Origin of the sequence: Gymnodinialimonas mytili (assembly GCF_037544085.1) — a bacterium.
Classification (GTDB): Bacteria; Pseudomonadota; Alphaproteobacteria; order Rhodobacterales; family Rhodobacteraceae; genus Gymnodinialimonas; species Gymnodinialimonas mytili.
Window position 1 is genome coordinate 219,169 of record NZ_JBBIFW010000004.1, and the last position, 24,154, is coordinate 243,322.

A 24,154-nucleotide genomic window follows, 5' to 3' on the forward strand; every position below is an offset into this window, starting at 1 on the left:
GTTACGATGCATTTAAAACGTTCCCACAAATTCAATCGAACTTACATCAAATCCAATCAAGCGCGCGGCCACCGCCCTCTGGCAGACCGGGACATGAACGAAACGGGAGAGATCCATGGCCCTCGTCGATAAGGTCATCTGGCAGATCGAATGCCACCGCGACGCACCGCTGTCAGTGGCATCGCTGTCCGAGGCTTGCGCGGTCAGCGTCCATCACATGTGCCGGGCGTTCCAAATGGCGACCGGGCAATCGGTCATGGCCTATGCACGGGCGCGGCGATTGAGCGTCGCCGCGACCGAGATCGCCGATGGCGCGGATGACATTCTGCAAGTGGCCCTGTCGGCGGGCTATGGATCCCACGAGGCGTTCACGCGGGCCTTCATGGCCTATCTGGGCGTGTTGCCCAGCACGGTCAAACAGACCCGCGATCTCAGCACCCTTAGCTTGATGGAGCCTTTTGAAATGCAAAAAGACATGATTGTGGATGTGGCCAAACCCGAAATCCGCGACCGCGGCGCGTTCCGTGTCGCTGGTCTGGGCACGACCTGCAAAGACCATGATATCAGCGCTATTCCGTCCCTGTGGCAGGGGTTGAACGCGCGCGCCGGAGAGTTCGAGGATCTTGGCCCCGGCTACGGGGTCAGCTATGCGATGGAAGGTAACGGCGATTTCAAATACCTCGCCGGGATGGAAGCCCGCACGCCGCCAGCCGGGATGGAGGTGGTGGAGATCCCCGCCCATCGCTACGCCATCTTCACCCATCGCGGTCACGTCGCCGACCTGCCCAAAACGATCTACACAATCTGGAACAAGGCGCTGCCCGATTCAGAGCTCAGCCCGGCCCCTGCCCCCGAATTCGAACTCTACGATCAGCGGTTCGATGTCGCCACGGGACGCGGCGAGATCGAAGTGTGGATCCCGGTTACGTGATCCGGATTTGGCGGCACCTTTTCGACAATGTCCTAAAGGTGTCGCTAGCTTGCCACTGAGGCCAGGACCGGACGAAGCGCTGGCATCTCAAAGGTGAATTCCGTCCGCTCGGCATTGGACGAGACACTCAATACGCCACCATGTTTAAGCGCGATGTGATTGGCAATGAACAGGCCAAGCCCCAATCCCTGGGGCGCGTGGATGTCGCCACCGCGCGAGAATGGATCAAACAATTGCGGCATCGCGTCGGACGGGATCGGATCGCCGGAATTCCGGACCGAAATGGCGATGGTCTCGCCGCGATCTTCTGCGACGACACGGATAGGGTCACTGATACGACCATGAACGACAGCGTTGGCAACGAGATTTGAGACAAGCTGACCAATCCGGCTGCGATCCAGCCGGTAGGTGTCGCGCAGATCGGATGTGGTTAAGATCGTTGCCTCGGGGTTGCCGATGCGGATCTCCTCAACCGTCTGTGCGATCAACGCGGCAAGATCGCAGCCGTCTTTCGGATCGATCACTAAGCCTTGCCCTAACCGGATCCGCGCGAAATCCATCACGTTATCAATCAGTTCCGACATTCGGTTGAGCGATTCCTGGCCTATGGCCAGATATTCGCGAGACCGCTCGGATTGTGGCTGACGCCCCAACATGCGTATGGCGGCATCAGCCGCCGCGAGCGGATTGCGCAGATCATGGCCCAGAACAGCCACGAATTGTTCCCGAAGGCGCGCTTCCTCATCGCGGGTCTGTAGGCTTGCAGCGTTTTCCTTGTGCAAGGTCACATCGCGGGCCGAGCAGAAGAACAGATCGCCCTCCGGCACCGCGTTCCAGGAGAACCACCGATATGTGCCATCCTTGTGGCGGTAGCGGTTTTCAAAATTCAGGATGGGCTTGCCTTGCTGTATCTCGGCAAAGGCCGTCTCGGTCTTTTCCACATCCTCTGGGTGGATGAAGTCGAAGAATTGGCGGCTTTCGACCTCGGCCGGGGTCCGACCCAGGGTTGTTTCCCAGGCTGGGTTGATGTGTTTGAAGAACCCCGAGGCATCAAGCACACCCAAGAGATCTGGAGTAACCCGCCATGTCAGACTTTCAGGATCAATCTGCCCAGCCATGTTGGCCACTCCGCTGGAATGCTTCACCGACAACCATAAAGCAGAGCCTTAAATTGCGATAGGATACAATTTCCGGGGCTGCGTGTGGTCCATCGGATCACTTAATGCGGCTGGACCCCCGGCACGAATACGTCCTCATCGCGATAGAGCAGGCTGATCCCGTCCTTGAACACATGCACCTTGTCGGGCGTCGCGGTCAGGGTCATGTCGGTGCCGCGCAAACCCGAATGAATACCCGACAGCTTGGCAATCACGGTGTTTGTGTCGGCGCTGGAGCTTGGGGCCTCGAAATAGATCTGCGTAACCTCGCCCAATGCCTCAACAATGCTGACCGTGTCGCGGAAGGCGTAATCGGGGCCGTCGGTCTCGACCATATCCTCGGGCCGGATCCCGACCTGAACCTCCGCCCCCATATCGGCCTCGGTCGATGGGTAGTTTGAGCTGATCCGGCCACCGCCCTCGTTCATTTCCAGGAGCGTCGTCGCCCCCGTGCCAACGATCTTGCCGCCCAGAAGGTTCATCGCGGGCGAGCCGATAAATTGCGCCACGAAGGTCGAGCAGGGCTTTTCATAAAGCGTCAACGGGCTGCCGACCTGGGCGATACCGCCACCGGCCAGAACCACGATGCGGGTCGCCAATGTCATCGCTTCCACCTGGTCGTGGGTCACGTAGATCATCGTCGAATCGGGCATCTGCTCTTTCAGCTGCGCGATCTCGATCCGGGTCGCCACCCGCAGCGCCGCATCCAAGTTCGACAGCGGCTCATCGAACAAATACACCTTAGGGTCGCGCACAATCGACCGTCCGATGGCCACACGCTGCCGCTGCCCTCCCGACAGCGCTTTGGGCAGACGATCCAGAAAATTCGTCAATTGCAGCTTGTCGGCGGCGGCTTTCACCTTGCGGTCGATCTCATCCTTGCTGTCGCCCGCGATCTTCAGGGCAAAGGCCATGTTGTCGCGTACTGTCATATGCGGATAAAGCGCGTAGCTCTGGAACACCATCGCGATCCCACGCTCGGAGGGGGGCACGTCGTTGACGACCTGATCGTCGATCTCCAACTCGCCACCGGTGATCTTTTCCAGCCCCGCGATCATCCGCAACAAGGTGGATTTGCCGCAGCCCGAGGGGCCGACGAACACGACCAGCTCCCCCTGTTCGATATCCAGATTGATATCGCGCAAGACCTGCACCGTCCCGCCATAGGTCTTTTCGACATCGGTTAGCTTCAGATTTGCCATCTGTCCCGTCCTCCCCGTTACTCTGGTGTCATATCGCGCACGGCGAAGACCGCCTGATACGGCGGCAGCATGATATGCGTGTCGTCTTCGACGATGTGGAACGGCGCGCCGCGATCCAGCCGCCAGGCACCGTCGGGCCGGGCAATCGCCCGCTCCTCGTCGGTCATGTTGAAGGCGCAAAACAGCACCTGATCACCATGGCTGCGGGTGAAGCGCAACACGCCATCCTCCGCCCCTTGCAGCACGATGTCGCCCTTGACCAGCGCCGGATACGAGCCGCGGAGGCGGATCATCTGGCGATAAAAGTGCAGCGTCGACGTCTTGTCGCCCCATTGTTCGCCCACCGCGCGCTGCAAATGCTCCACAGCGACCGGTAGCCAAGGCTTGGTATCGGAGAACCCGCCGTTCTGATTGTCGGAAATCCAAGGCATCGGCGTGCGGCAACCATCGCGGCCTTTGAATTTCGGCCAGAAGCGGATGCCATAGGGGTCTTGCAGATCCTCAAACGCGACATAGGCCTCGGTCAGGCCCAATTCCTCGCCCTGATAGAGGCAAACCGATCCGCGCAGGCACAGCAACAGTGCCGCGTAAAGCCGCCGCGCAGGCTCTGTCAGGTTCCACCGGCTGGCGTGGCGCACGACGTCATGGTTGGAAAACGCCCAACAGGCCCAGCCATCGCCGATCGCATGTTCATATTCGGTCAGCACCTGCTGAAACCGCTCCGCCACGGGCGGTTGGCCGGACAGGAACTCGAACGAATAGCACATATGTACCTTGTCGTTGCCGGACGTGTAATCGGCCTGGATCTGCAAACCGTATTGCCCATCGCCAACTTCACCCACCGCGGTCGCGGCGGGATATCGATCCATCAACGCGCGCAGGCGCCGCAGGAAGTCGAGGTTTTCGGGCTGGTTCTTGTCGTACAGGTGGTCCTGCCAATTATACGGGTTCACCTCGGGCGCGATGGTGGCATTGCGCGCTTCGGGCGCCAGGGCCGGGTTGTCGCGCAGCGCGGCATCGTGGAAATAGAAGTTGATCGTATCCAGCCGGAACCCATCGACGCCGCGATCCAGCCAGAACTGCGCCACGCTCAGCAGCTCATCCTGGACGGCCGGGTTGTGGAAGTTCAGATCGGGCTGTTCCTTCAGGAAATTGTGCAGGAAATACTGCATCCGTTCGCCCGACCATTCCCAGGCCGACCCGCCGAAGATGCTCAGCCAATTGTTCGGGGGCGACCCGTCAGGTTTGGCATCGGCCCAGACATACCAATCGGCCTTGGCATTGGTGCGGTTGGATTGGCTCTCCTGGAACCAGGGATGCTGGTTGGACGTATGCGACAAAACCAGATCGATCAGCACTTTCAGGCCCAAAGCGTGGGCGCGATTGATCAGCGCGTCGAAATCGCCAAGCGTGCCGAACATCGGATCCACGTCGCGGTAATCGCTGACATCATATCCGAAATCCAGCATGGGCGAGCGGAAGAACGGGCTGATCCAGATCGCATCGACACCCAGATCGGCGATATGTTCGAGCCGATGGATAATGCCCGCCAGATCGCCGATACCATCGCCATTGCTATCCTGAAAACTGCGCGGATAGACCTGATAGATCACCGCGCCGCGCCACCAATCCTTGTCTGGCGCGACAATATCGCCCTGGGGCATGTCCTGCATCAGGTTCATGAGTATTCGACCTTATTTGACCGAGCCGGCCAGAAGGCCGCGCACGAGATAGCGTTGCATTGTGAAGAACACGAGAAGCGGCACCGCGATAGAAACGAAGGCCGCCGTGGCCAGGATCCCCCAATCACCCCCGCGCGAGCCCAGAAGGTCATCGGCGATCTTGACCGTCATGACCTGCGCGTCGCCCGCCGATGGCAGGAAGACCTTGGCGACCAGCAAGTCATTCCAGGTCCACAGGAACTGGAAGATCGCAAAGCTCGCCAGCGCCGGAAAGCTCAAGGGCAGGATGATCTTGGTGAAGATCTGGAAATCGGTGGCCCCGTCGACCTTGGCGCTTTCAATGATATCGCGCGGCAGTCCGACCATGTAATTGCGCAAGAGATAGATCGCGAGCGGCAGGCCGAAGCCGGTATGGGCCAGCCATATCCCCACAAAGCTTTGCCCGATGCCAATCTGGTTATGCAAGTTCAACAGCGGCACCAGCGCAAGCTGCAGCGGCACCACCAACAGCCCCACCACCGTCGCAATCAACAGCCCCCGACCCGGGAAATCCATCCAGGCCAGCGCATAGGCCGCAAAGGCCGCGATCAGGATCGGGATGATCGTCGCCGGAATCGTCACCGTCAGCGTGTTGATGAAGGCACGATCCATATTGTCGGCGGTCAGAACCGTTCGGTAATTGTCCAATGTGAAATCGGGCGGCGTCTCGGCGATGAAATAGATCCGCGGGCCGCGGTCCATCTCTTCGGTCGCGGTATAGATATAGGATCCGTCGGCCTCCACGATCACCGTGCCGCCATCGCGGTTCTCGACCTCTTCGCCGATGGGGAACTCGCCCGGATCACGGCCGCGCAAACCGAAAGCCGCGACCGAGCTTTCGCCAGAGGTGAAACTGTCGCGCACTTCGGCGCTTTCGAACAGATTGCCCTCCAACACGGTTAGATCGCCCGATTGGCTGGGCTCGGCATCGGCGCGTGTGCGGTAGGCCAGCTCCACCGAAAGCGGCGCCACCCACCAGCCCGACGCGCTGATCTGATCGCGGTCGCGGAACGAGCTGACGAAAAGGCCCACGGTCGGGATCAGCCAGGCCAGCACGATGATAAAGACCGCGATATTGGTGGCCCAGGTCAGACGGGATTTGGTGCCTGCAATGTTATCCATGCTCTTTGCTCCTTACGTCGCGGGCCATCTTACCGCATCTCCTTACGGGCCTGGGCGATGTTCCAGATCATCACCGGAAGGACGACCAGCATGATCACGAAGGCCACAGCCGTCGCCTGACCGTCGTCGCGGAACATGAAATCCATCATGAAGGACGGCAGGATCTCGGTCCCGAAATTGCCCCCCGTCATGGTGTAGACGATATCGAAGACCTTCAGCACCAGGATGGTGATCGTGGTCCAAACCACCACGATCGTGCCCATGATCTGCGGCACCTTGATCTTGAAAAACACCTGAAACGGCCCCGCCCCGTCGATGATCGCGGCCTCAATGGTCTCTTCCGGGATGCCGCGCAGGGCCGCCGACAGGATCACCATGGCAAAGCCGGTCTGAATCCAGACCAAGATCACCATCAGCAGGAAGTTGTTCCAAAAGGTGATCTGCAGCGGATCGAGCCCCTCTTCCGCGCCGAAAAACACCCGGATCGCGTTGATGATGCCGATATCGGGGTCTTGGGCATAGACGAATTTCCAAATCAGAGAGGCGCCCACGAAACTGATCGCCATCGGCATGAAGATCAGCGATTTCGCGATATTGCCCCAGCGCAGGCGGTCGGTCAGCTGCGCCACGACCAGCCCCAGAAACGTTGCCGCGGCGGGCACGAACAGGGCCCACAGGATGTTGTTGAAAAACGCCTGCCGAAACTCGGGACTGGCGAAGAGCCGCGCGTAATTGTCCATCCCGATGAACTCAGTGCCCGACCGGTTATAGAGCGACCGAATGAACGAGCCCACCACCGGATACATCAGGTATAGGCCCAGGGCGAACATCGCCGGAAACAGGAACAGCCAGGGCCGGATCTGATTGGCGCGGTTGATGTTGCGACCCGCATTGGGGCCGCGCGCCGGAAACAGCACTTTGTCGAGAAACAGATTGGCGAAGTAGAAATACCCCACGCAGCCGCCGACGCCGACAATGATGGTGATGATGCCTTGGATGATTGGCGACATGGGCCGTGCTCCCCTCCCCGCCGGGCCTTGGCCCGGGAACCGCTCTGCCCCGGTCCGCGTCGCTGCGGGCCGGGGCGTGTTGGATCAGCCGTGGCGGCCTATTGGATCTCTTGCCAACGGGCCTGGATCCGCCCCGCGACCGAGGCCGCATCTTCGCCACCGACGAAATCGACCATCCCGGACCAGAAGATCCCCTGCCCGATTTCCGACGGCATCAGATCGGACGCATCGAACCGGAAGGTCGTCGCCTCCAGCAGGATATCGTTCATCTGACGCAGCGTGTCAGAGGCGAACAGCTCGGAATTCACGCCTGTATGGGGCGTCAGGAAGCCCGATTGCGCCATCCAGACTTCATGGGCGATGGGGGTTTGCAGGAAGGCCATGAAGGCCTGCGTCGCCTCGCTATCCTCGGTTATGCCAAAGGCCGTGCCCGCGCCCAGAACCGGGCTGCCCAGATCCTCGCCCTCAAAGGCCGGGAAATAGAAGAAATCCGCGTCGGAATCTTCCGGGAAGAAGGTCGGGATGAACGAGGCCTGGCGATGCATGTAGCATTCCGGCGGGAAGGTGAAGAGACCGCCGGGGCTGTCACGGAAGTCGGTGGCCGCGACCGCGGCAGAACCGCCATTGACCCAATCGTTGTTGCGCGCGAACGAGCCGAAGACCTCGATCGCGTTGACCACTTCGGGCGCATCGAAGGGCATCTCGTTGGCGACCCATTGATCGTAGATTTCAGGCGATTGAGTGCGCAGCATGATGTCTTCAACCCAGTCAGTCGCGGGCCAGCCAGTCGCCGCCCCCGATCCCAGGCCAATGCACCAGGGCGTTTCCCCGTTTTCGACCATCTCCTCGCTCAGCGCGAGCAGGTCTTCCATCGTCTCCGGTACATCATAACCCGCCTCATCGAAGGCTTCGGGCGAATACCAGACCAGAGATTTCACATCGACCTTATAGAAGAACCCATAAAGCGCCTCGGTCCCGTCGGGGCCTGCTGCGGTGGCCAGCGACACCCAGCTTTCGCCCGCAGCGTAATTGTCGCGCAGCCATTGCGCGGTATCCTCGGAAAGCGGTGTCAATTCCCCGCGGGAGGCCAAGTCGGAGATCAATCCGGGCTGCGGGAAGACGGCGATATTGGGCGGACTATCGGCCTGGGTGGCGATCACGATGTCCTGCTCGAAACTGTCCGATCCGGAATATTCCACATTCGCGCCGGTGGCCGCTTCGAAATAGGCGATGACGGAATTCACCAATTCGGCGTCTGCCCCGGTCCAGGGGCCGGTGATCGTGACGGTCTGACCGCTCAGATCATAGGCGTCGGCAAAGGTGGTGTAGCTGTCCCAGTTGAAATCGCCCTCGCCCACAGGGAACGTCAGATCTGCATGGGCATCGGCCAAGGCGCCGGACGCAGACAGGGCCAATGCCGCGGCACTGGCGAGATACATGTTTCTCATAGATGACCTCCCAAGTCATTGCGCCGGGGTCTCGGCCCGGCTGGATCGTTCCCTCTGCGCCACTTTCAAAGCGCTTTGAAGTGGCGGAACACTGACGGATGAAAGAATAGCTGTCAATGAGACTCTGCATCATGTTCAAATATCTCATAAATTTCACTGCTATTCAGGGCTTTCGACGAATGGGGCTTTGACAAGTCCCCACCTGACTGGCTAGCAATAGACCCTATTCGAAGCGCTTTGAGGGCTCGATCCGCCATGAATCTCAAGCAATTGGCCGAGTCGCTCGGTCTGTCGCAAACGACGGTCAGCCGGGCCCTGAACGGCTATCCCGAGGTACGGGAGGAAACGCGCCTGCGGGTCGAGGCCGCCGCGCGCGCAGCGCAGTATTTTCCCAATGCCCGCGCCCGCCGCCTGGCCACCGGCCGCGCGATGACCGTTGGGCATGTGATGCCCCTGACCGAGGCGCAAGAGATGGTGAACCCGATCTTCGCCGATTTCATCGCGGGCGCCGGAGAGGTCTATGCCAAAGAGGGCTTTGATCTGTTGTTGTCGATGGTGCCCGTGGATGGGATCGAAGCCGCCTATCGCCAGATGGCAGCCAATGCCTCGGTCGACGGGGTGATTGTGCAGGCGCCGACCATCGACGATCCTCGCATTCCTCTTCTACAAGATCTGGGCCTGCCCTTCCTGGTGCATGGCCGGACCGCAAACCATCACAGCTATTCCTGGCTGGATGTCGCGAATATCCGCGCCTTCCGGCGAGCAACCGAATTGCTGCTGGATCTGGGGCACCGCAAGATTGCGCTGATCAATGGGCAAGAAAACCTGGATTTCGCACGCCGCCGCCGCCTGGGCTTCGAACAGGCGCTCGACGCCCGCGGATGCGCCGCCAATCCCGACTGGATGCGATCCGACATCATGACCGAGCAATATGGCTATCGCTCGGCCGTCGAAATGCTGGACGGCGACGATCCACCGACGGCCTTCCTGGTCTCTTCCATCATCCCTGCCATCGGCATCCGCCGCGCGGCGGGCGAGCGCGGCCTCAGGACCGGGCGCGACATCTCGATCATCACCCATGACGACGCGCTGAGTTACATCGACAACGAAGGCATCACCGCGCCCGAAGGCCCCGCCTTTACCGCCACCCGGTCGTCCATCCGTGCCGCCGGACAGCGTTGTGCGCAGATCCTGCTCAGCCTGATCAACGATCCCGACCAACCGCCGATCCAGGAGCTGTGGGAGACCGACCTGACGCTGGGACGCTCCACCGGGCCAGTGCCGACATGATCGGCTGACACGGCCCCGCGCCTCCGCATCCTCGACACTATCGAAAAAATTGATCTTCGGATTCTACTATTAGGAAAATCGATGAAGTTAACGCGTGCAGATTTCCCCGACGGCTTCAAATTCGGGGTCGCCACCTCGGCCTATCAGATCGAAGGTCACGGCCAGGGCGGCGCCGGACCGACCCATTGGGACAGTTTCGCCGCCACGCCGGGCAATGTGGTGCGCGCAGAAAACGGCGCCGTGGCGTGCGATCACCTGAACCGGCTGGACGAGGATCTGGATCTGATCGCCGGGCTGGGTGCGGATGTCTATCGCTTCAGCACCTCCTGGGCGCGCATCTTGCCCGAGGGCATCGGCACACCCAACGGGCAAGGGCTTGATTTTTATGATCGGCTTGTCGACGGCCTGCTGGCGCGCGGCATCGACCCGGCGGTCACCCTCTACCATTGGGAATTGCCCCAGGCGCTGGCCGATCAGGGCGGCTGGCGCAATGCCGAGATGCCGAATTGGTTCGCAGATTACACCGAGGTGATCATGGGCCGGATCGGCGACCGTGTCTGGTCTGCCGCGCCGATCAACGAGCCTTGGTGCGTCGGTTGGCTCAGCCATTTCGACGGCCACCACGCGCCCGGCCTGCGCGATATCCGCGCCACCGCCCGCGCGATGCACCACGTGCTGGTCAGCCACGGGCGCGCAACCCAAGTCATGCGCGGCTTGGGCGTGAAAAATCTGGGCGCCGTGTGCAATTTTGAATGGTCCGCGCCAGCGTCGGACGGCGCCGCCGATCAACAGGCCGCGGCGCGCTATGATGCGATTTACAATCGGTTTTTCCTGGGCGGCCTGTTCAAAGGCGCCTATCCCGATCTGGTGCTGGAGGGGTTGGAGCCGCATTTGCCCGAGGGCTGGCAGGATGACTTCGCCACGATCACCACGCCGCTCGACTGGATTGGGGTCAATTACTACACCCGCAAGCTGATCCGCGCGACCGATGGCCCCTGGCCCGCCTATGCCGAGGCACCAACGGAGCTTCCGCTGACCGATATGGGGTGGGAGATCTATCCCAAGGGCCTGAGCGATTTTCTGACCCGCACCGCCCGCGACTATACCGACGATCTGCCGATCTACGTGACGGAAAACGGTATGGCCAGCGCCACCACACTCGATCCCGACCGGATCGACTATCTGGATCAGCATCTGCGCGCGGTGCAGGGCGCCATCGATGACGGGGCTCCGGTCAAAGGCTATTTCGTCTGGTCGCTGATGGACAATTACGAATGGGCGCTGGGATACGAGAAACGCTTCGGCCTGATCCATGTGGATTTCGAGACCTTGGCAAGGACGCCCAAAGCATCTTATCACGCGTTGGCGCAATGGTGGCGCTAACTCTATCCCAGGCGAGGTTTTCGCAGCCAATGACATCCACAAGCCTGGCCCTTGTCGCCGATATCGGCGGGACAAATACGCGTGTGGCGCTGGCCGATGGGCCGCAGGTGCATCTGGAGACGGTCGCGCGCTTCAAAAATGCCGAGCATGGCGGGATCGGCGACGTGATCGCCCGCTACCTGGCGCAGACCGGCACCCGATCCGAGGCCATTTCAGGGACCTGTGTGGCCATGGCCGGACCGGTCCATGACGGGGTGGGCACGCTGACCAATCTGGATTGGCGGATTGACAAAGCGGTTCTGGGCGACGCTCTGTCGACCGACCGGGTTGCGGTCCTGAACGATCTGCAAGCCCAGGGCCACGCGATTGGCCGGATCGCCGAGGCCGATTTGACGGTGGCCGTGCCAGGCCCCGCGGCTGCGGAACATGCCGCGGCGCTGGTGATCGGATTGGGCACGGGCTTTAACGCCTGCCCGGTTTTCGACACCGATATGGGGCGTTTTGTGCCGCCGTCGGAGGCAGGCCATGTCAGCCTGCCGACCTCCATCACAGAACTGCATCCGCTTTTGGACAAGCTGGTGGATGGCGGCGGCTATCCGTCTGTGGAGGAGGTCCTGTCGGGCCGAGGGGTCAGCCATCTGCACGCAGCGCTCCATGGCGAACAGGCCGAACCCGCCGCGATCCTTGACCGGATCGGCGCAGGCGAGGCCCGGGCCGAGGCGACCGGCGCGCTGTTTGTACGGATACTGGGCGATGTGGCGGGGAACCTCACCCTGACCCACCTGCCCTTCGGCGGCGTCTATCTGGTGGGCGGCGTCACCCGCGCCTTCCTGCCCCATTTGGCGCGGTTCGGCTTCGCCGAGGCGTTCCACAACAAGGGTCGCTTCTCGGATTTCATGGCGCAATTCAGCGTGTCGGTGGTGACCGACGATTACGCCGCCCTGACAGGCTGCGCGGGCCATCTGTCACATATTTGATCGTCAAACAGTCTTTGACGTATCGGCTGTGACGACGCCCTATCCGTCTCGTCCAGGTTCGTCGGGATTGCTGGAGAACAAAGCCATCTTGTTGCCCTGGGGATCGCGAAGGTAGCCTACGTAAAACTGAGCTCCGTATGCCGCACGGAAGCCGGGCTGGCCCTCATCCGACCCTCCGGCGGCAAGCGCCGCTGAATGGAGGTCCCGCACCTGTTTTTGACTGCTTGCCTGGAAGGCGATCATGGTCCCGTTGCCAGCCGAGGCCGGCGCGCCATCGAAGGGCGATTTGACGTAGAATTCCGGCACCGCGACGGATTGGCCCGGTTGTTCGGGCAGCGCATAGCTGAGGTCGCCATGATACTCTTCGAGCTGATAGCCAAGCGCGGGCAGAAAGGCGGAGTAAAAGCGCTTGGCCCGCGCAATATCATCAACACCCACCGTGACATAGGCAATCATTCTTCGCGGTCCCTTTCCAAAGCTTGGCGATTGGCATTGGGCTTATCACATCTTGGCATACCGACACATCACGCCGATCAATACATGCAGCATGGTACGCAATGATCGGCCGCTTGAAGGTGCTGAGGTTGGCGGATTGGTTTCGTCATGCGCACTCTGTCACGCGCACGGGGAATTGTCGCAGAACCCACATGGAGCACGCGCCGTGGCGCATTTCGACGCTCAGCCGCAGGCCGTCGCGCTGCGAAGGCTATAGCAATTTCACCCGCTGCACCCAGTATGCAACGCCGCCGCAGCTTGGCCCCTAGTACAATTGATTGCCCACGCATTGAAGGTTGCGAGGGGCGGGCATTCCGGCCATTCTGCTGGGCACAGCGCGCTCTCACCCGATGGGGGCGCGCGCATCAAGGCGCGCGTTTCGGGTCAATCCGGGCAAAGGACGCGTCACGATACAATGGTCGTAAGGGAGGAACTTATTGTGACCATCAAACATCTCGCCGCCACGACGGCGGCCGCCACCGTGCTTGCCGCTTTGGCCGGGGCCGCCTCGGCCCAGGAAGTGCGCTTCATGTGCTATTCCGATGGCAATGAATGTGAAGTCTATGACGACGTTCTGACCCGGTTCGAGGCTGAAAACGAGGGCATCGACGTGGTTGTCGATGTGGTGCCGTACCAGGCGATCCTGGAAAATCTGCCGGTCCAGCTGGCCGCCGGAACCGGCCCCGACATCGCCAAGGTCACCGATCTGGGCGGTCTGAACGAGTATTATCTGGATCTGACACCCTATGTGGACGCCGAATACTGGGAAACGTCCTTTGGCGATACGCTGAACTGGTATCGCGGTGGCGAGGATCGCCAGGGCATCTACGGGATGCATTCGCAGCTGACCATCACGGGCGCCTTCGTGAACGGCACGCTGTTTGAACAGGCAGGGATCGAGATCCCAGGCGCGGATGCGACCTGGGAAGAGTGGGCCGAGGCCTCGCGCGCCGTGGCAGAGGCCACCGGCACGCCTTTCCCGATGGCGATCGATCGATCCGGCCACCGCGTTGCAGGCCCTGCGATTTCCTATGGCGCGGCGCTGAATGGCCCCGATGGCCCGACGCTGAGCGATGAGGGCTTCACGGCATTCGTCGAGCAATTCGTGGAATGGCACAATGACGGTACCATCGCGCGCGATGTCTGGGCCGGCCAGGGCGGCGCGACCTATCAGGATGCGGCGCAGGAATTCATCAATGGCGAGTTGGTGTTCTATTATTCCGGCTCGTGGCAAGTCGGCCGCATGGATGAACAGGTGGGCGATTTCTTCGACTGGCAGGTCGTGGGCAGCCCCTGTGGTCCGGCAGGCGCCTGTTCCGGCATGCCCGGCGGCGCGGGTCTGGTCGGCTTTGAGCAGACCGAGCATCCCGAAGCCGTTGCCGCGGTTCTGGATTTCCTCGCCTCCGAAGAAATCTATGCCGAAGTGACCGCGCGCACCCGCAACCTGCCCGGCCATCTGGGTGTGGCGGAAGCAGGTGTCGAATTCCAAGACGCTTCGCCTGCCGCGTCCGAGGCGCTGTCGGCCTTCGCCGCCGATCTGCCTGACGTCGCTCCGGCGGCCTTCTGGTATCAGGGCTATGCGGGCAACCGCGCGATGTTCGGCATCACCGTGGAGCGTGTGAGCCAGGCCATTGTCGGGGAACTGACGGTGGACGAGGCCATGGCGCGCGCCGCCGATGACCTGGAAGCGGCCATGGCCGAAACCGAGTAACATGGTCTGGCCCGGCCCCCGTCGTGGGGTCGGGCCGATCTGACGGACGGCCCGGATCATGCTCGCCATTCTCAATCCGCTGATGCGGATCATCGAAATCCCGTTCCTGGCGGTCCAACGCCTGGTCGGGATCAAGGGTTTGGCCTGGGTTTTCCTGGCGCCGAACCTGATCCTGTTCGGCCTGTTCGCTTTTCTGCCCGTCATCTTGAATGTGAGCTACGCTACGACCGGCGGCGATAACGTCTTGCTGGCGGACCGGCCCGATGTGGGCTTGCGCAACTTCAATACGCTGCTGGAATGCGAAAACCACCTGGACCCGAATTCCTGTCGTGAAGACAAATTTTGGCGCGCAGTGTGGAACACATGCTGGTTCGTGACGCTGCAAGTGGGTTTCATGGTCGGGTTCTCTTTGCTGACGGCAGTGATCCTGAACCGCGAGATCCGCGCACGGGGCTTTTTCCGGTCGGTCTTCTTCTTCCCGGTGCTGCTGAGCCCGGTCGTGGTCGCGCTGATCTGGAAATGGATCCTGCAGCGCGAGGGGATCCTGAACGCCTTTCTCGACTGGGCTGGGCCCGGCGGGTTCAACTGGCTGGTGGACGCGAATTGGGCCTTTGCCTGGTCGGTCTTCCTGTCGGTCTGGGCGAATATGGGGTTCTACACGCTGATCCTGCTGGCCGGGCTTCAAGCGATCCCGCGCGATGTCTACGAGGCCGCGATCATGGACCGGGCCAGCGCCTGGCGGACATTCCGGCGGATCACCCTGCCGCTTCTGGCGCCGACGCTTCTGGTGGTGCTGGTCCTGGCGCTGATCCGCGGCGTGCAGATCTTCGACGAGGTCTATGCGTTCACCGGCGGCGGTCCGGGCACGGCGACGACCTTCATCATCCAATACATCTACGAGGAGGGGTTTGCCGGGGCACCGCGCCTCTTTGGCCTCGCGGCGGCGGCGTCACTTTTGGTGGCCTTCGTGCTGGTGATCCTGACGCTGGTGCAGCTTTGGGTGAATAGGAAAAACGCGAATGGCTGAGCGGTCGAAGACACACGGGGCCACCGCCAAGGGCGCGCAGACGCGTCTCAAAAAGAAGCGGCGCGCTCCCTTTGGGCGCCTGCCCCGTTTTTCGCACGGGCGACAGAGGGGGACGTCATGAGCCGCGCCTTTGCTTTCCTCACTGCCACACGGGGCCGAGAGAAACTCCATTGGACGGATTGGGCCAGCTACGCCTATCTGATCTGCGGCGTCTTCCTGATGTTTGCGCCGGTTGTCTGGCTGATCTTGTCGAGCTTCAAGACCGAGGCCGACCTGCAACGCTATCCGCCGACCTTCCTGCCCTATCAGCAGCAGACCATCACGGTTGAGGGCTATGACGATCCCCTGCCCTTGTTTCAGATGACCGGCGGCGAATATGAGGGCATGGTGCTGGCGCAGCTTCGCCGTGTGGGGCTACAGGCGCAGATGATTGACCCGGCCAATCCAGAGGAGCGTCTGCGGGTCGGGATCGAGGAGTATGAGCCGGTCGAGCGCTTTGCACTCGCCACTGAGAATTACACCGGTCTGTTCGAGCGGTTCGACTTCCTACTCTATTTCTGGAACTCCACCTTCATCACGGTTACCGCGACCTTGATCATGCTATTGGTCAATTCCATGGCCGCCTTCGCTCTGTCGAAATACGAATTCCGCGGGCGGACGGCGGTGTTGCTGATGGTGATCGGCACGCTGATGATCCCACAAACGGTGGTTCTGGTGCCGCTGTTCCTGATCGTGACGGAATTGGGCATGTTCAACTCGCTCTGGGGGGTGATCATCCCCGGCGCTGCGACGCCGACAGGGGTGTTTCTGCTGAGGCAATACATGCTGACGATCCCAGATGAGATCCTGGATGCCGCGCGCATGGACAAGGCCAGCGAATGGAAGATCTATTGGCGGATCATCCTGCCGCTGAGCGCGCCGGCCATCGCGGTATTGGCCATCCTTGCGATCATGTGGCGGTGGAACGATTTCCTCTGGCCGCTGATCGTGTTGACCCGGTCCGAGAACTTCACGCTGCAACTGGCGCTGAATTCATTCCAGGGCGAGTTGCTGACCGATTGGTCCAGCCTCTTGGCGATGACGGTCCTGACCCTCTTGCCGATCGCCTGCGTCTTCATGTTCTTACAAAAATACATCGCGACTGGCATTGCCAGCACCGGAGGCAAATGATGGCCAAGTTAGAGCTTCGCGGGGTGCAGAAATCCTACGGCGCGGTGGAGGTCATCAAGGGCGTCGACCTGACTGTGGAGCATGGCGAATTTTGCGTCTTTGTCGGGCCGTCGGGCTGCGGGAAATCCACGCTTCTGCGGATGATTTCGGGTCTGGAGCCGATCACCGGGGGTGAGATCGCCATCGGGGACGAGGTGGTCAACAAGCTTCCAGCCGCGGACCGGGGCCTCGCCATGGTGTTCCAGAGCTACGCGCTCTATCCGCACATGACCGTGCGGCAAAATCTAAGCTTCGGGCTGGAGAATATCAACACCCCCAAGGCTGAGATCGACAAGAAGGTCGGCGAGGTTTCGGCGATGTTGCAGATCGACATGCTGTTGGATCGACGCCCGAAAGACCTGTCGGGCGGGCAGCGGCAGCGCGTGGCGATTGGGCGGGCCGTGGTGCGCGAGCCGCGGGTGTTCTTGTTCGATGAACCATTATCGAACCTGGATGCCGAATTGCGCGTCGATATGCGCGGTGAGATTTCGGCGCTGCACAAACGGCTTGGCAACACGATGGTCTATGTGACCCACGACCAGGTCGAGGCGATGACCATGGCCGACAAGATCGCCGTGCTGCGCCTGGGCGAGTTGGAGCAATTCGGCGCGCCGTTGGATCTGTTCAATCGCCCCGCCAACCTGTTTGTGGCGGGTTTCATCGGCTCGCCCAAAATGAATTTCCTGGAAGGTCACGTGGATGGCACCGACCGGTTCAAGGTGCAGTTGAAGACCGGTGATGAAATTACCCTGCCCAAGGGAAGGTTTGGGGCGCAGGCGGGCCAACCGGTAACACTGGGGCTGCGACCAATGGATTTGCAGCCTGACCCCGGCGGGGCATTGCATGCCGATATCCGGGCGGTGGAGCAACTGGGAACGGAAAGCTACCTTTACGGCGCGTTCTCCGACGGAACAAAGGTCACGGTGCATAATCCCGGGCAGACCAATATCGCGCCGGGCGACAAGGTGACGCTGACCGCGGTGGGCGATATGCATCTGTTTGACACGGAAAGCGGGCAAACGCTGCGCGCGTGAGATCGGTTGCGCGGCGGGGGCCAGCCCCCGCACCCCCGGAGTTTTTCGACCAAGATGAAAGGACGCGCGCTGTCGTTTGGCAGGTGAGCGTCTGACCTCGGTATAGGGTGACCGAGCGCATTCTTGCTGTGTGGTGCGCAGGATGAACTGGGAGGCTTTGGCCGCCTACGCGGCGTTAACCTTAATCACCGTTAAGGTTAACGCGGGAATTTGCGGGTTGTCCTGCGCTGAGTGGTGCAAGGTTTGTCCGCAGCCTCGGGGTCAGGGTCAGGCGACCTCTCGGCCCAGGGCGGCGGTGTAGATCTCGAACCAATCTTCGCGGGTCAGCGTGACCTTAGCGGCCTCACCCAGAGCTTTGATCCGGTCGAGATTGTTGGTGCCCATGACCGGCAGGATCTGCGCGGGATGGGCCAGCAGCCAAGCGACCGCGACGGCATCCCCGCCCACGCCCTGTTCCGCCGCGATCCTTTGGCAAATCGCATAGGCATCTGCCCCGTCAGCCCCGAAAAGCGCCCCGCCCGCCAAGGGCGACCACGCCATGGGCGGCACGCCGAGACGCTGCAGATGGGCCAGATCGCCATTGGTGAAGGGGGCGTGGTGCAGAACCGACATCTCGATCTGGTTGGTGGCCAATTGGGTCGTCATCGCCGATTGCAGCAAGTCCCAATCCCAAGGTTTGAAGTTTGAGACGCCCACGGCGCGGACTTTGCCCGAGCTTACCAGACGATCCAGGCAGGCACCGGTGGCGGTGTGATCCATCAGCGGATCAGGGCGGTGGATCAGCAACAGGTCGATGACCTCGATCGCCATATTGGAGAGCGACGCCTCGACGGAGGCCTCGATATGGGCGGGTGTGGTGTCGTAATGCTTGACGCGCGCATCGGCATATTTGCCAACCGGCGCCACGATATCGCATTTGGTCACGATCTCGATCCGGTCGCGCAGGCCCGGCGCGGATTTCAGCGCCGCGCCCAGGATCGCCTCGGCCGTGTAGCCGCCGTAAATATCGGCCTGGTCCATCGTGGTGATGCCTTGATCCAGGCAGGCTTCGATCTTGGCCTGCACATGGGCGGGCGCGGTGTTGTCGTCGTCACCCAGGCGCCACATGCCGTAGACGATGCGGGACATCTCAATGCCCCCGGTGGAAATGCGGTCCATTAGCGTCTTTCTCCTACACCCAAGGGGGTTCGCGGCGTCGAGGCGGGCACGCGCCCGTAAACCTCTGGCAGAGAACAGGTTTTCAGCTCAGGCATCACAAGGCGCCCGAAATGCTGGCATTCGTCCATATGCGGATAGCCCGAGAAGATGAAGGCACGGATGCCCATTTTCTGATAGCTCTCGATCTTGCTGAGCACCTGATCGGCGGAACCTACCAGCGCGGCGCCGCAGCCTGATCGCGCGCGGCCCACACCCGTCCAAAGATGCGGTTCGACATAGCCGTATTTGTCAGCCAATTCGCGGGCCTTGGCCTGGTGGCTGACCCCCAGCGACGTGGAATCCAGCGCCCGCTCGCGGATCAATTGACCCAGCTCGTCATCCAGTTTCGAAGTCAGATGCTCGGCATAGTCGCGGGCCTCGGCCTCGGTATCGCGCACGATCATGTGGACACGCAGACCGTAATCGAGCGTCCGTCCATAGCGTTCGGCCACCGCATTCACATCGCGCATCCGGCCCGCCAGGGCCTCTTCGGGTTCGGGCCACATCAGATAGACATCGCAATGCTGGCCGCACAATTCCAGCGCCGCCGGGCTATAGCCGCCGAAGTAAAGCAACGGTCCGCCGGTCTGGTAAGGCCGCGCGGGATCGGTGGTTAATCCTGTGAAATCGTAGACTTCGCCGGAATAGTTGATCTCGTCCTGGGTCCAGGCCTGCTTGAGGATTTCGACCACTTCGCGGGAGCGCTGGTAGCGATAGGCGCTGTCGGCTGTCTCACCGGGGAAGTCGGAGGAGATGATGTTGACGGTCAGCCGCCCCTCCAACATGTGGTCCAGCGTGGCGATGGTGCGGGCCAGCATGATCGGCTGCATTTCACCACAGCGCACGGCGGCGAGAAAATTGATCTTGTCGGTGATGGGCGCACAGCCTGCCACGAAGCTGAGCGTGTCCTGCCCGACCTGGTAGGAAGACGGGCAAAGGATGTTGCGAAACCCTTGTTTTTCCGCCTCCTTGACGAGGCCCGAGCAATGCGCCCAGGACGAGCGCAGGCGCCCGTCGGGCACGCCGAGATATTCGTAATCGTCCGAGCAGAGGGCGGCGAACCAGCTGACCTCCGCCCCGTCCAGATCCGCCGATGTGACTGGTACGACGCTCATCCCATGTCCTCCCTTGATCTTCGTCGGGTTGAGGCGTAGCAAGCGGGGCAAGGTAGATCAATGGTAGATCAATTGCACTGGATCGGGAGGCCGTGCGATGCCGGATGACCAAAGTCAGAATGCGTCACAGGACGGCGCGACCGGCGCGCTGCCGACCTACCTGCGCATTGCAGAATCCCTCACGATCGATATCGGCGGCGGGCGCTTGGCGATGGGCGACAAGCTGCCGCCCGAACGTCAGATGGCCGCCGATCACGGCGTCGCGGTGGCAACGCTGCGCAAGGCGCTTGCAGTCCTGTCGGAGCGCGGATTGATCGAGCGGCGCCATGGGTCCGGCAATTATGTTTTGGGCGGCAAATCCAACATCGGGACCTATGCGCTGTTTCGGCTGGAATTGCCGGGCGGCGGCGGATTGCCCACCGCGCGGCTTCTGGATCTGACCAAGACGCAGAAACCCGACACCCTGCCCTATATCGGCAGCTTTCCGACCGGCATTCGAATGCTGCGCCTGCGCTATCTGTCCGACATTCCGGTGGCGGTCGAGGAAATCTGGCTGGATCTGCGATGGTACGACGAGAATGCCCTGAACCGGCGTACGATCTCGGAATCGCTTTATCACACCTATCAAACGCGCCTGGGCCTTTCGATCAGCCGTGCTGAGGATGTCATCCATGCGGGCACCCTGCCCGATTGGTCGCCCGATGAATTCGGCCTGGAACCCGGCACGCGGATGATCCTGGTCGAGCGCCGGGCCTATGATCAGCACGGAAGCCCTTGCGAGGCGTCGTGGACGTGGTACGACCCCTCGCGCGCCCAATATTTCGCGCGCATCCTCTAACGATTAACGATCTAGCGAACAGGATCCCCCATATGATGCGTTACGGTATCGTCGGTTCGGGCATGATGGGCCAGGAACATATCCGCAATATCGCGCTGCTGGCTGACACGGCGGTGACTGCCTATGTGGAACCCGATGACGGGATGGCCGCGGCCACGCGCGGATTGGTGCCGGAGGCGGCGCGCTGCGCAGATCTGACCGGATTGCTGCGGCGCAACGATGTGGACGCGCTAGTCATCGCCTCGCCCAACCATTGCCATCTGGGGCAATTGCAGGAAATCGCGGCGACCCGCGCGGTGCCGATCCTGGTGGAAAAGCCGCTTTATACCGAAACCCGCCAGGAAGATGATCTGGCCGCCTTCGCCGCACATTATCCCGCGCCGATCTGGGTGGCGATGGAATATCGCTACATGCCGCCCGTCGCCAAATTCCGCGAGATGGTCGAGCAGGCCACGGGTGGTGTCAAAATGCTGACGATCCGCGAACATCGCTTTCCGTTTCTGGAAAAGGTCGGCGACTGGAACCGGTTCAACCGCAATACCGGCGGCACGCTGGTCGAGAAATGCTGCCATTTCTTCGATTTGATGCGCCTGATCCTGCGCGACGAGCCGGTGCGGGTGATGGCCAGTGCGGGGCAAGCCGTCAATCACATGTCCGAGCGCTATCACGGAGAGATGCCGGATATCTGGGACCATGGCTATGTCATCGTCGATTTCGCCAAGGGCGCGCGGGCGATGCTGGAATTGTGCATGTTCGCCGAGGGCTCGGACTACCAGGAAGAGATCAGCGCGATTGGCCCTGACGGCAAAATCCAGAGCTTCGTGCCCGGACCGACGCGGTTCTGGAATTTCGATGTCGGGCCGCAACCGGTGCCGCATCTGATCGTCAGCCCGCGCCATCCGACTGGGCCGCGCCGTGTCGATGTGCCGGTCGACAAGCAATTGCTGGAGGCGGGTGACCATAACGGCGCCACCTATTACCAGCATCTGCGGTTCCTTGAGGCGGTGCGCAAGGGGCGGCGCCCGGAAGTGACGCTGGCCGATGGGGCCGCCGCCGTGCGGATGGGATTGGCTGCGCAAGAGGCTGCGATGACCGGGAAAGCGGTGTCGCTGACGCGTTAAAGCGACTGGCCGACCAAGGCGCCGATAAGCGAGGTCATCGCCATGGCCAGCGCGCCCCAGAGCATCACACGCAGCGCAGCCCGTTTGCGGGGCGCGCCGCCGATCTGCGCCCCGATCGCACCAAGCGTGCCGAGGGCCACAAGCGTGGCGGTGGCGACCCAGAGGATCATCCCGTTCAGTGGCGCGAAGGCGGCCACGCCGAGGGGCACCGCGGCGCCTGCCGCGAAGGTCGTCGCAGAGACCAGGGCCGCCTGAACCGGGCGTGGCGGCGACAGGTCGGTCAGGCCGATCTCATCGCGCAGATGGGCGGTCAGCGCATCTTTGGCCGTTAATTCGCGGGCCACCTGCCCCGCCAGATCCGGCGACAGGCCACGTTCTTCGTAGATTGCCGTCAGCTCGGCCAGTTCCGCCTCAGGGTTGCGGGCCAGCTCCGCCTGTTCACGGGCGACATCGGCCCGCTCGGCATCGGCCTGGCTGGAGACGGAGACAAATTCACCCGCCGCCATGCTGAGCGCACCCGCCACTAGCCCCGCCAATCCGGCCAGCAGCACAACGGGGCGGTCCACGGCGCCCGCCGCCACGCCCGCGATCAGCGAGGCGGTCGACAGGATCCCATCATTGGCGCCCATCACCGCTGCCCGCAGCCAGCCGACCCGGCCCGACAAGTGCGGCTCCGCATGGGCGGAGGGCACGTTGGAGGCCGTCGGGCGCACCATCAGAGCGCCATTTTGCCGGGATTGAAGATGTTGTCTGGATCGACGCCGCGCTTGATCGCCGCCATCATCGCCATGGCGCCGGGGCCTAGCTCGCGTTCCAGATATTTGGCCTTGCCCTGCCCGATCCCGTGTTCGCCAGTGCAGGTGCCGTCGAGCGAGATCGCGAAATCGTTGAGCCAGCCGACAAACTCATCGGCGCGCGCGATCTCAGCGGGATTGTCCATATCGACCAGCAGCAGCGTATGGAAATTTCCGTCGCCCACATGGCCGACAATCGGCGCGACCATCCCCAATTCGGCCAGCCGCGCCTGGGTGCCCGCCACGCAATGGGCTAATTGGCTGATCGGCACGCAGACATCCGTCGAGATCCCTTTGGCGCCGGGGCGCAATTGCAGCGAGGCCCAATAGGCGTCGTGGCGGGCCTGCCAAAGTTGCGTGCGATCCTCTTCGCGGGTGGTGAAGGTGAAGCCTGTCCCGCCGTGATCACCCGCAATCTCACCAAAAAGCGCGGCCTGTTCGGCGACGGCGCCCTCGGTGCCGTGAAACTCCAGCAAAAGGAGGGGCGTTTCCGGCAGGTTGAGCTTCGAATAGGCGTTGCAGGCTTTGACTTGCAGCGCGTCGAGCAACTCGATCCGCGCCACGGGCAGGCCATATTGGAAGGTCGCGATCACGGCGTCGCAGGCGGCCTCGACGCTCGGGAAAGAACAGGTGGCGGCCGACATCGCCTCGGGGATGCCTTGGAGTTTCAGCGTAAGTTCGGTGATCAGCCCCAACGTCCCTTCGGAGCCGACGATCAGCCGGGTCAGATCGTATCCGGCGGAGGTTTTGCGGGCGCGCGCGGCGGTCTGGATCACCTCGCCCGAGGGCAGCACCGCTTTCAGCGCCAGGATATTGTCCTTCATGGTGCCATACCGCACCGCGCAGGTGCCGGACGCATTGGTGGCCGCCATCCCGCCAAGGGAGGCATCGGCGCCCGGATCGATGGGAAAGAACAGGCCCGTATCCCGCAGATGGGTATTGAGCGCCTTGCGCGTCACGCCGGGCTGGATCACCACATCCATATCCTCGGCATGGACCTGAAGAATGGCGTCCATCTGACTGAAATCCAACGATATCCCGCCAGCGGGCGCGTTCACATGCCCCTCAAGCGAGGTGCCGGTACCAAAGGGGATCACGGGGGTGCGGTGGGTGGCGCAGATGCGCACGATCTCCTGCACCTCTTCGGTGCTGCGCGGGAAGATCACCGCATCGGGCGCCTGATTGCGCAGCCAGGTGGTGGTGTGGGCATGTTGTTCACGGATCGCCGCGCCCTTCTCGACCCGGTCGCCCAACCTTTGCGTCAAAACGCCAAGCGCGGTGGCGATGCCATCCTCGTTGCGGGGCACATATGCCAACTCTACCATGGTCGATCTCGCCTCCCTCTCGATCCTGTGCAATCATACCGCGCGGC

General features: G+C 61.9%; 21 protein-coding genes. 10 read left to right on the forward strand and 11 right to left on the reverse strand.

Going from position 1 to position 24,154, the window contains the following annotated elements; genetic code table 11:
• Positions 1-115 precede the first annotated feature (115 nt).
• Positions 116-931, forward strand: coding sequence for an AraC family transcriptional regulator (locus V8J82_RS17490; RefSeq protein WP_339977089.1), 816 nt, complete (start codon positions 116-118; stop codon positions 929-931).
• 44 nt (positions 932-975) lie between these two features.
• Here the strand turns inward: V8J82_RS17490 and V8J82_RS17495 are convergent, their stop codons facing one another.
• The 6 genes from V8J82_RS17495 to V8J82_RS17520 all read right to left on the reverse strand — a co-directional run bounded on the left by V8J82_RS17495 (position 976) and on the right by V8J82_RS17520 (position 8,591).
• Complete coding sequence (locus V8J82_RS17495; RefSeq protein ID WP_339977091.1) at positions 976-2,049, reverse strand: PAS domain-containing sensor histidine kinase; 1,074 nt, start codon at positions 2,047-2,049, stop codon at positions 976-978.
• A gap of 101 nt (positions 2,050-2,150) precedes the next feature.
• Positions 2,151-3,290 carry an ABC transporter ATP-binding protein gene (locus V8J82_RS17500; protein WP_339977093.1) on the reverse strand — a complete coding sequence of 380 codons (1,140 nt, stop codon included), beginning with the start codon at positions 3,288-3,290 and terminating at the stop codon, positions 2,151-2,153.
• A 17-nt stretch (positions 3,291-3,307) separates the two neighbouring features.
• Positions 3,308-4,972 (reverse strand): alpha-glucosidase, encoded by a 1,665-nt coding sequence (locus V8J82_RS17505; RefSeq protein WP_339977095.1) that lies wholly within the window; start codon positions 4,970-4,972, stop codon positions 3,308-3,310.
• 12 nt (positions 4,973-4,984) lie between these two features.
• Complete coding sequence (locus V8J82_RS17510) at positions 4,985-6,133, reverse strand: carbohydrate ABC transporter permease (protein WP_339977097.1); 1,149 nt, start codon at positions 6,131-6,133, stop codon at positions 4,985-4,987.
• Positions 6,134-6,162: 29 nt separating this feature from the next.
• Entirely contained in the window at positions 6,163-7,143 is a 981-nt protein-coding gene (locus V8J82_RS17515; RefSeq protein WP_339977099.1) for a carbohydrate ABC transporter permease, read from the reverse strand.
• 98 nt (positions 7,144-7,241) lie between these two features.
• Positions 7,242-8,591, reverse strand: a complete 1,350-nt coding sequence (locus tag V8J82_RS17520; RefSeq protein ID WP_339977101.1) for an ABC transporter substrate-binding protein — start codon at positions 8,589-8,591, stop codon at positions 7,242-7,244.
• Between the two features lie 255 nt (positions 8,592-8,846).
• On the opposite strand from V8J82_RS17520, the gene V8J82_RS17525 reads away from it, so the two are divergent.
• The 3 genes from V8J82_RS17525 (at position 8,847) to V8J82_RS17535 (ending at position 12,241) form a co-directional block, all read left to right on the forward strand.
• Positions 8,847-9,881, forward strand: coding sequence for a substrate-binding domain-containing protein (locus V8J82_RS17525; protein WP_339977103.1), 1,035 nt, complete (start codon positions 8,847-8,849; stop codon positions 9,879-9,881).
• Between the two features lie 81 nt (positions 9,882-9,962).
• Positions 9,963-11,264: a GH1 family beta-glucosidase gene (locus V8J82_RS17530; RefSeq protein WP_339977105.1), complete on the forward strand. Its 1,302-nt coding sequence runs from the start codon at positions 9,963-9,965 to the stop codon at positions 11,262-11,264.
• Between the two features lie 29 nt (positions 11,265-11,293).
• Complete coding sequence (locus V8J82_RS17535) at positions 11,294-12,241, forward strand: glucokinase (protein ID WP_339977107.1); 948 nt, start codon at positions 11,294-11,296, stop codon at positions 12,239-12,241.
• A gap of 39 nt (positions 12,242-12,280) precedes the next feature.
• Here the strand turns inward: V8J82_RS17535 and V8J82_RS17540 are convergent, their stop codons facing one another.
• Positions 12,281-12,697: a VOC family protein gene (locus V8J82_RS17540; RefSeq protein ID WP_339977109.1), complete on the reverse strand. Its 417-nt coding sequence runs from the start codon at positions 12,695-12,697 to the stop codon at positions 12,281-12,283.
• Positions 12,698-13,175: 478 nt separating this feature from the next.
• On the opposite strand from V8J82_RS17540, the gene V8J82_RS17545 reads away from it, so the two are divergent.
• The 4 genes from V8J82_RS17545 (at position 13,176) to V8J82_RS17560 (ending at position 17,717) form a co-directional block, all read left to right on the forward strand.
• Positions 13,176-14,447 carry an ABC transporter substrate-binding protein gene (locus V8J82_RS17545; protein WP_339977111.1) on the forward strand — a complete coding sequence of 424 codons (1,272 nt, stop codon included), beginning with the start codon at positions 13,176-13,178 and terminating at the stop codon, positions 14,445-14,447.
• A 58-nt stretch (positions 14,448-14,505) separates the two neighbouring features.
• Entirely contained in the window at positions 14,506-15,474 is a 969-nt protein-coding gene (locus V8J82_RS17550; protein ID WP_339977113.1) for a carbohydrate ABC transporter permease, read from the forward strand.
• Positions 15,475-15,591: 117 nt separating this feature from the next.
• Entirely contained in the window at positions 15,592-16,644 is a 1,053-nt protein-coding gene (locus tag V8J82_RS17555; protein WP_339977115.1) for a carbohydrate ABC transporter permease, read from the forward strand.
• Positions 16,644-17,717 (forward strand): ABC transporter ATP-binding protein, encoded by a 1,074-nt coding sequence (locus tag V8J82_RS17560; RefSeq protein ID WP_339977118.1) that lies wholly within the window; start codon positions 16,644-16,646, stop codon positions 17,715-17,717. The genes V8J82_RS17555 and V8J82_RS17560 overlap by 1 nt, the downstream gene beginning before the upstream one ends.
• 267 nt (positions 17,718-17,984) lie before the next feature.
• On the opposite strand, the gene V8J82_RS17565 is transcribed toward V8J82_RS17560, so the two are convergent.
• Positions 17,985-18,875, reverse strand: coding sequence for an aldo/keto reductase (locus V8J82_RS17565; RefSeq protein ID WP_339977120.1), 891 nt, complete (start codon positions 18,873-18,875; stop codon positions 17,985-17,987).
• Positions 18,875-20,029, reverse strand: a complete 1,155-nt coding sequence (locus V8J82_RS17570) for an LLM class flavin-dependent oxidoreductase (RefSeq protein ID WP_339977122.1) — start codon at positions 20,027-20,029, stop codon at positions 18,875-18,877. Before V8J82_RS17570 ends, V8J82_RS17565 begins: the two co-directional genes overlap by 1 nt.
• Positions 20,030-20,126: 97 nt before the next feature.
• Between V8J82_RS17570 and V8J82_RS17575 the strand changes: the two genes are divergently transcribed.
• Together V8J82_RS17575 and V8J82_RS17580 are read left to right on the forward strand one after the other, a co-directional pair.
• Positions 20,127-20,867 (forward strand): GntR family transcriptional regulator, encoded by a 741-nt coding sequence (locus tag V8J82_RS17575; RefSeq protein WP_339977124.1) that lies wholly within the window; start codon positions 20,127-20,129, stop codon positions 20,865-20,867.
• Positions 20,868-20,899: 32 nt separating this feature from the next.
• Positions 20,900-21,988: a Gfo/Idh/MocA family protein gene (locus V8J82_RS17580; RefSeq protein ID WP_339977126.1), complete on the forward strand. Its 1,089-nt coding sequence runs from the start codon at positions 20,900-20,902 to the stop codon at positions 21,986-21,988.
• On the opposite strand, the gene V8J82_RS17585 is transcribed toward V8J82_RS17580, so the two are convergent.
• On the reverse strand, positions 21,985-22,704 hold the full coding sequence (locus V8J82_RS17585; RefSeq protein ID WP_339977128.1) for a VIT1/CCC1 transporter family protein: 720 nt from the start codon (positions 22,702-22,704) through the stop codon (positions 21,985-21,987). The genes V8J82_RS17580 and V8J82_RS17585 overlap by 4 nt on opposite strands.
• Complete coding sequence (locus tag V8J82_RS17590) at positions 22,704-24,107, reverse strand: FAD-binding oxidoreductase (protein WP_339977130.1); 1,404 nt, start codon at positions 24,105-24,107, stop codon at positions 22,704-22,706. Before V8J82_RS17590 ends, V8J82_RS17585 begins: the two co-directional genes overlap by 1 nt.
• Positions 24,108-24,154: the final 47 nt, after the last annotated feature.

What these genes read in the sequence shown, in the direction of transcription:
- V8J82_RS17550 (WP_339977113.1), top strand. Translation starts at nt 14,506, where the DNA reads ATGCTCGCCATTCTCAATCCGCTGATGCGGATCATCGAAATCCCGTTC.
- V8J82_RS17585 (WP_339977128.1), bottom strand. Translation starts at nt 22,704, where the DNA reads ATGGTGCGCCCGACGGCCTCCAACGTGCCCTCCGCCCATGCGGAGCCG.
- V8J82_RS17530 (WP_339977105.1), top strand. Translation starts at nt 9,963, where the DNA reads ATGAAGTTAACGCGTGCAGATTTCCCCGACGGCTTCAAATTCGGGGTC.
- V8J82_RS17535 (WP_339977107.1), top strand. Translation starts at nt 11,294, where the DNA reads ATGACATCCACAAGCCTGGCCCTTGTCGCCGATATCGGCGGGACAAAT.
- V8J82_RS17520 (WP_339977101.1), bottom strand. Translation starts at nt 8,591, where the DNA reads ATGAGAAACATGTATCTCGCCAGTGCCGCGGCATTGGCCCTGTCTGCG.
- V8J82_RS17565 (WP_339977120.1), bottom strand. Translation starts at nt 18,875, where the DNA reads ATGGACCGCATTTCCACCGGGGGCATTGAGATGTCCCGCATCGTCTAC.
- V8J82_RS17515 (WP_339977099.1), bottom strand. Translation starts at nt 7,143, where the DNA reads ATGTCGCCAATCATCCAAGGCATCATCACCATCATTGTCGGCGTCGGC.
- V8J82_RS17570 (WP_339977122.1), bottom strand. Translation starts at nt 20,029, where the DNA reads ATGAGCGTCGTACCAGTCACATCGGCGGATCTGGACGGGGCGGAGGTC.
- V8J82_RS17580 (WP_339977126.1), top strand. Translation starts at nt 20,900, where the DNA reads ATGATGCGTTACGGTATCGTCGGTTCGGGCATGATGGGCCAGGAACAT.
- V8J82_RS17510 (WP_339977097.1), bottom strand. Translation starts at nt 6,133, where the DNA reads ATGGATAACATTGCAGGCACCAAATCCCGTCTGACCTGGGCCACCAAT.
- V8J82_RS17555 (WP_339977115.1), top strand. Translation starts at nt 15,592, where the DNA reads ATGAGCCGCGCCTTTGCTTTCCTCACTGCCACACGGGGCCGAGAGAAA.
- V8J82_RS17500 (WP_339977093.1), bottom strand. Translation starts at nt 3,290, where the DNA reads ATGGCAAATCTGAAGCTAACCGATGTCGAAAAGACCTATGGCGGGACG.
- V8J82_RS17490 (WP_339977089.1), top strand. Translation starts at nt 116, where the DNA reads ATGGCCCTCGTCGATAAGGTCATCTGGCAGATCGAATGCCACCGCGAC.
- V8J82_RS17540 (WP_339977109.1), bottom strand. Translation starts at nt 12,697, where the DNA reads ATGATTGCCTATGTCACGGTGGGTGTTGATGATATTGCGCGGGCCAAG.
- V8J82_RS17575 (WP_339977124.1), top strand. Translation starts at nt 20,127, where the DNA reads ATGCCGGATGACCAAAGTCAGAATGCGTCACAGGACGGCGCGACCGGC.
- V8J82_RS17525 (WP_339977103.1), top strand. Translation starts at nt 8,847, where the DNA reads ATGAATCTCAAGCAATTGGCCGAGTCGCTCGGTCTGTCGCAAACGACG.
- V8J82_RS17495 (WP_339977091.1), bottom strand. Translation starts at nt 2,049, where the DNA reads ATGGCTGGGCAGATTGATCCTGAAAGTCTGACATGGCGGGTTACTCCA.
- V8J82_RS17590 (WP_339977130.1), bottom strand. Translation starts at nt 24,107, where the DNA reads ATGGTAGAGTTGGCATATGTGCCCCGCAACGAGGATGGCATCGCCACC.
- V8J82_RS17505 (WP_339977095.1), bottom strand. Translation starts at nt 4,972, where the DNA reads ATGAACCTGATGCAGGACATGCCCCAGGGCGATATTGTCGCGCCAGAC.
- V8J82_RS17560 (WP_339977118.1), top strand. Translation starts at nt 16,644, where the DNA reads ATGGCCAAGTTAGAGCTTCGCGGGGTGCAGAAATCCTACGGCGCGGTG.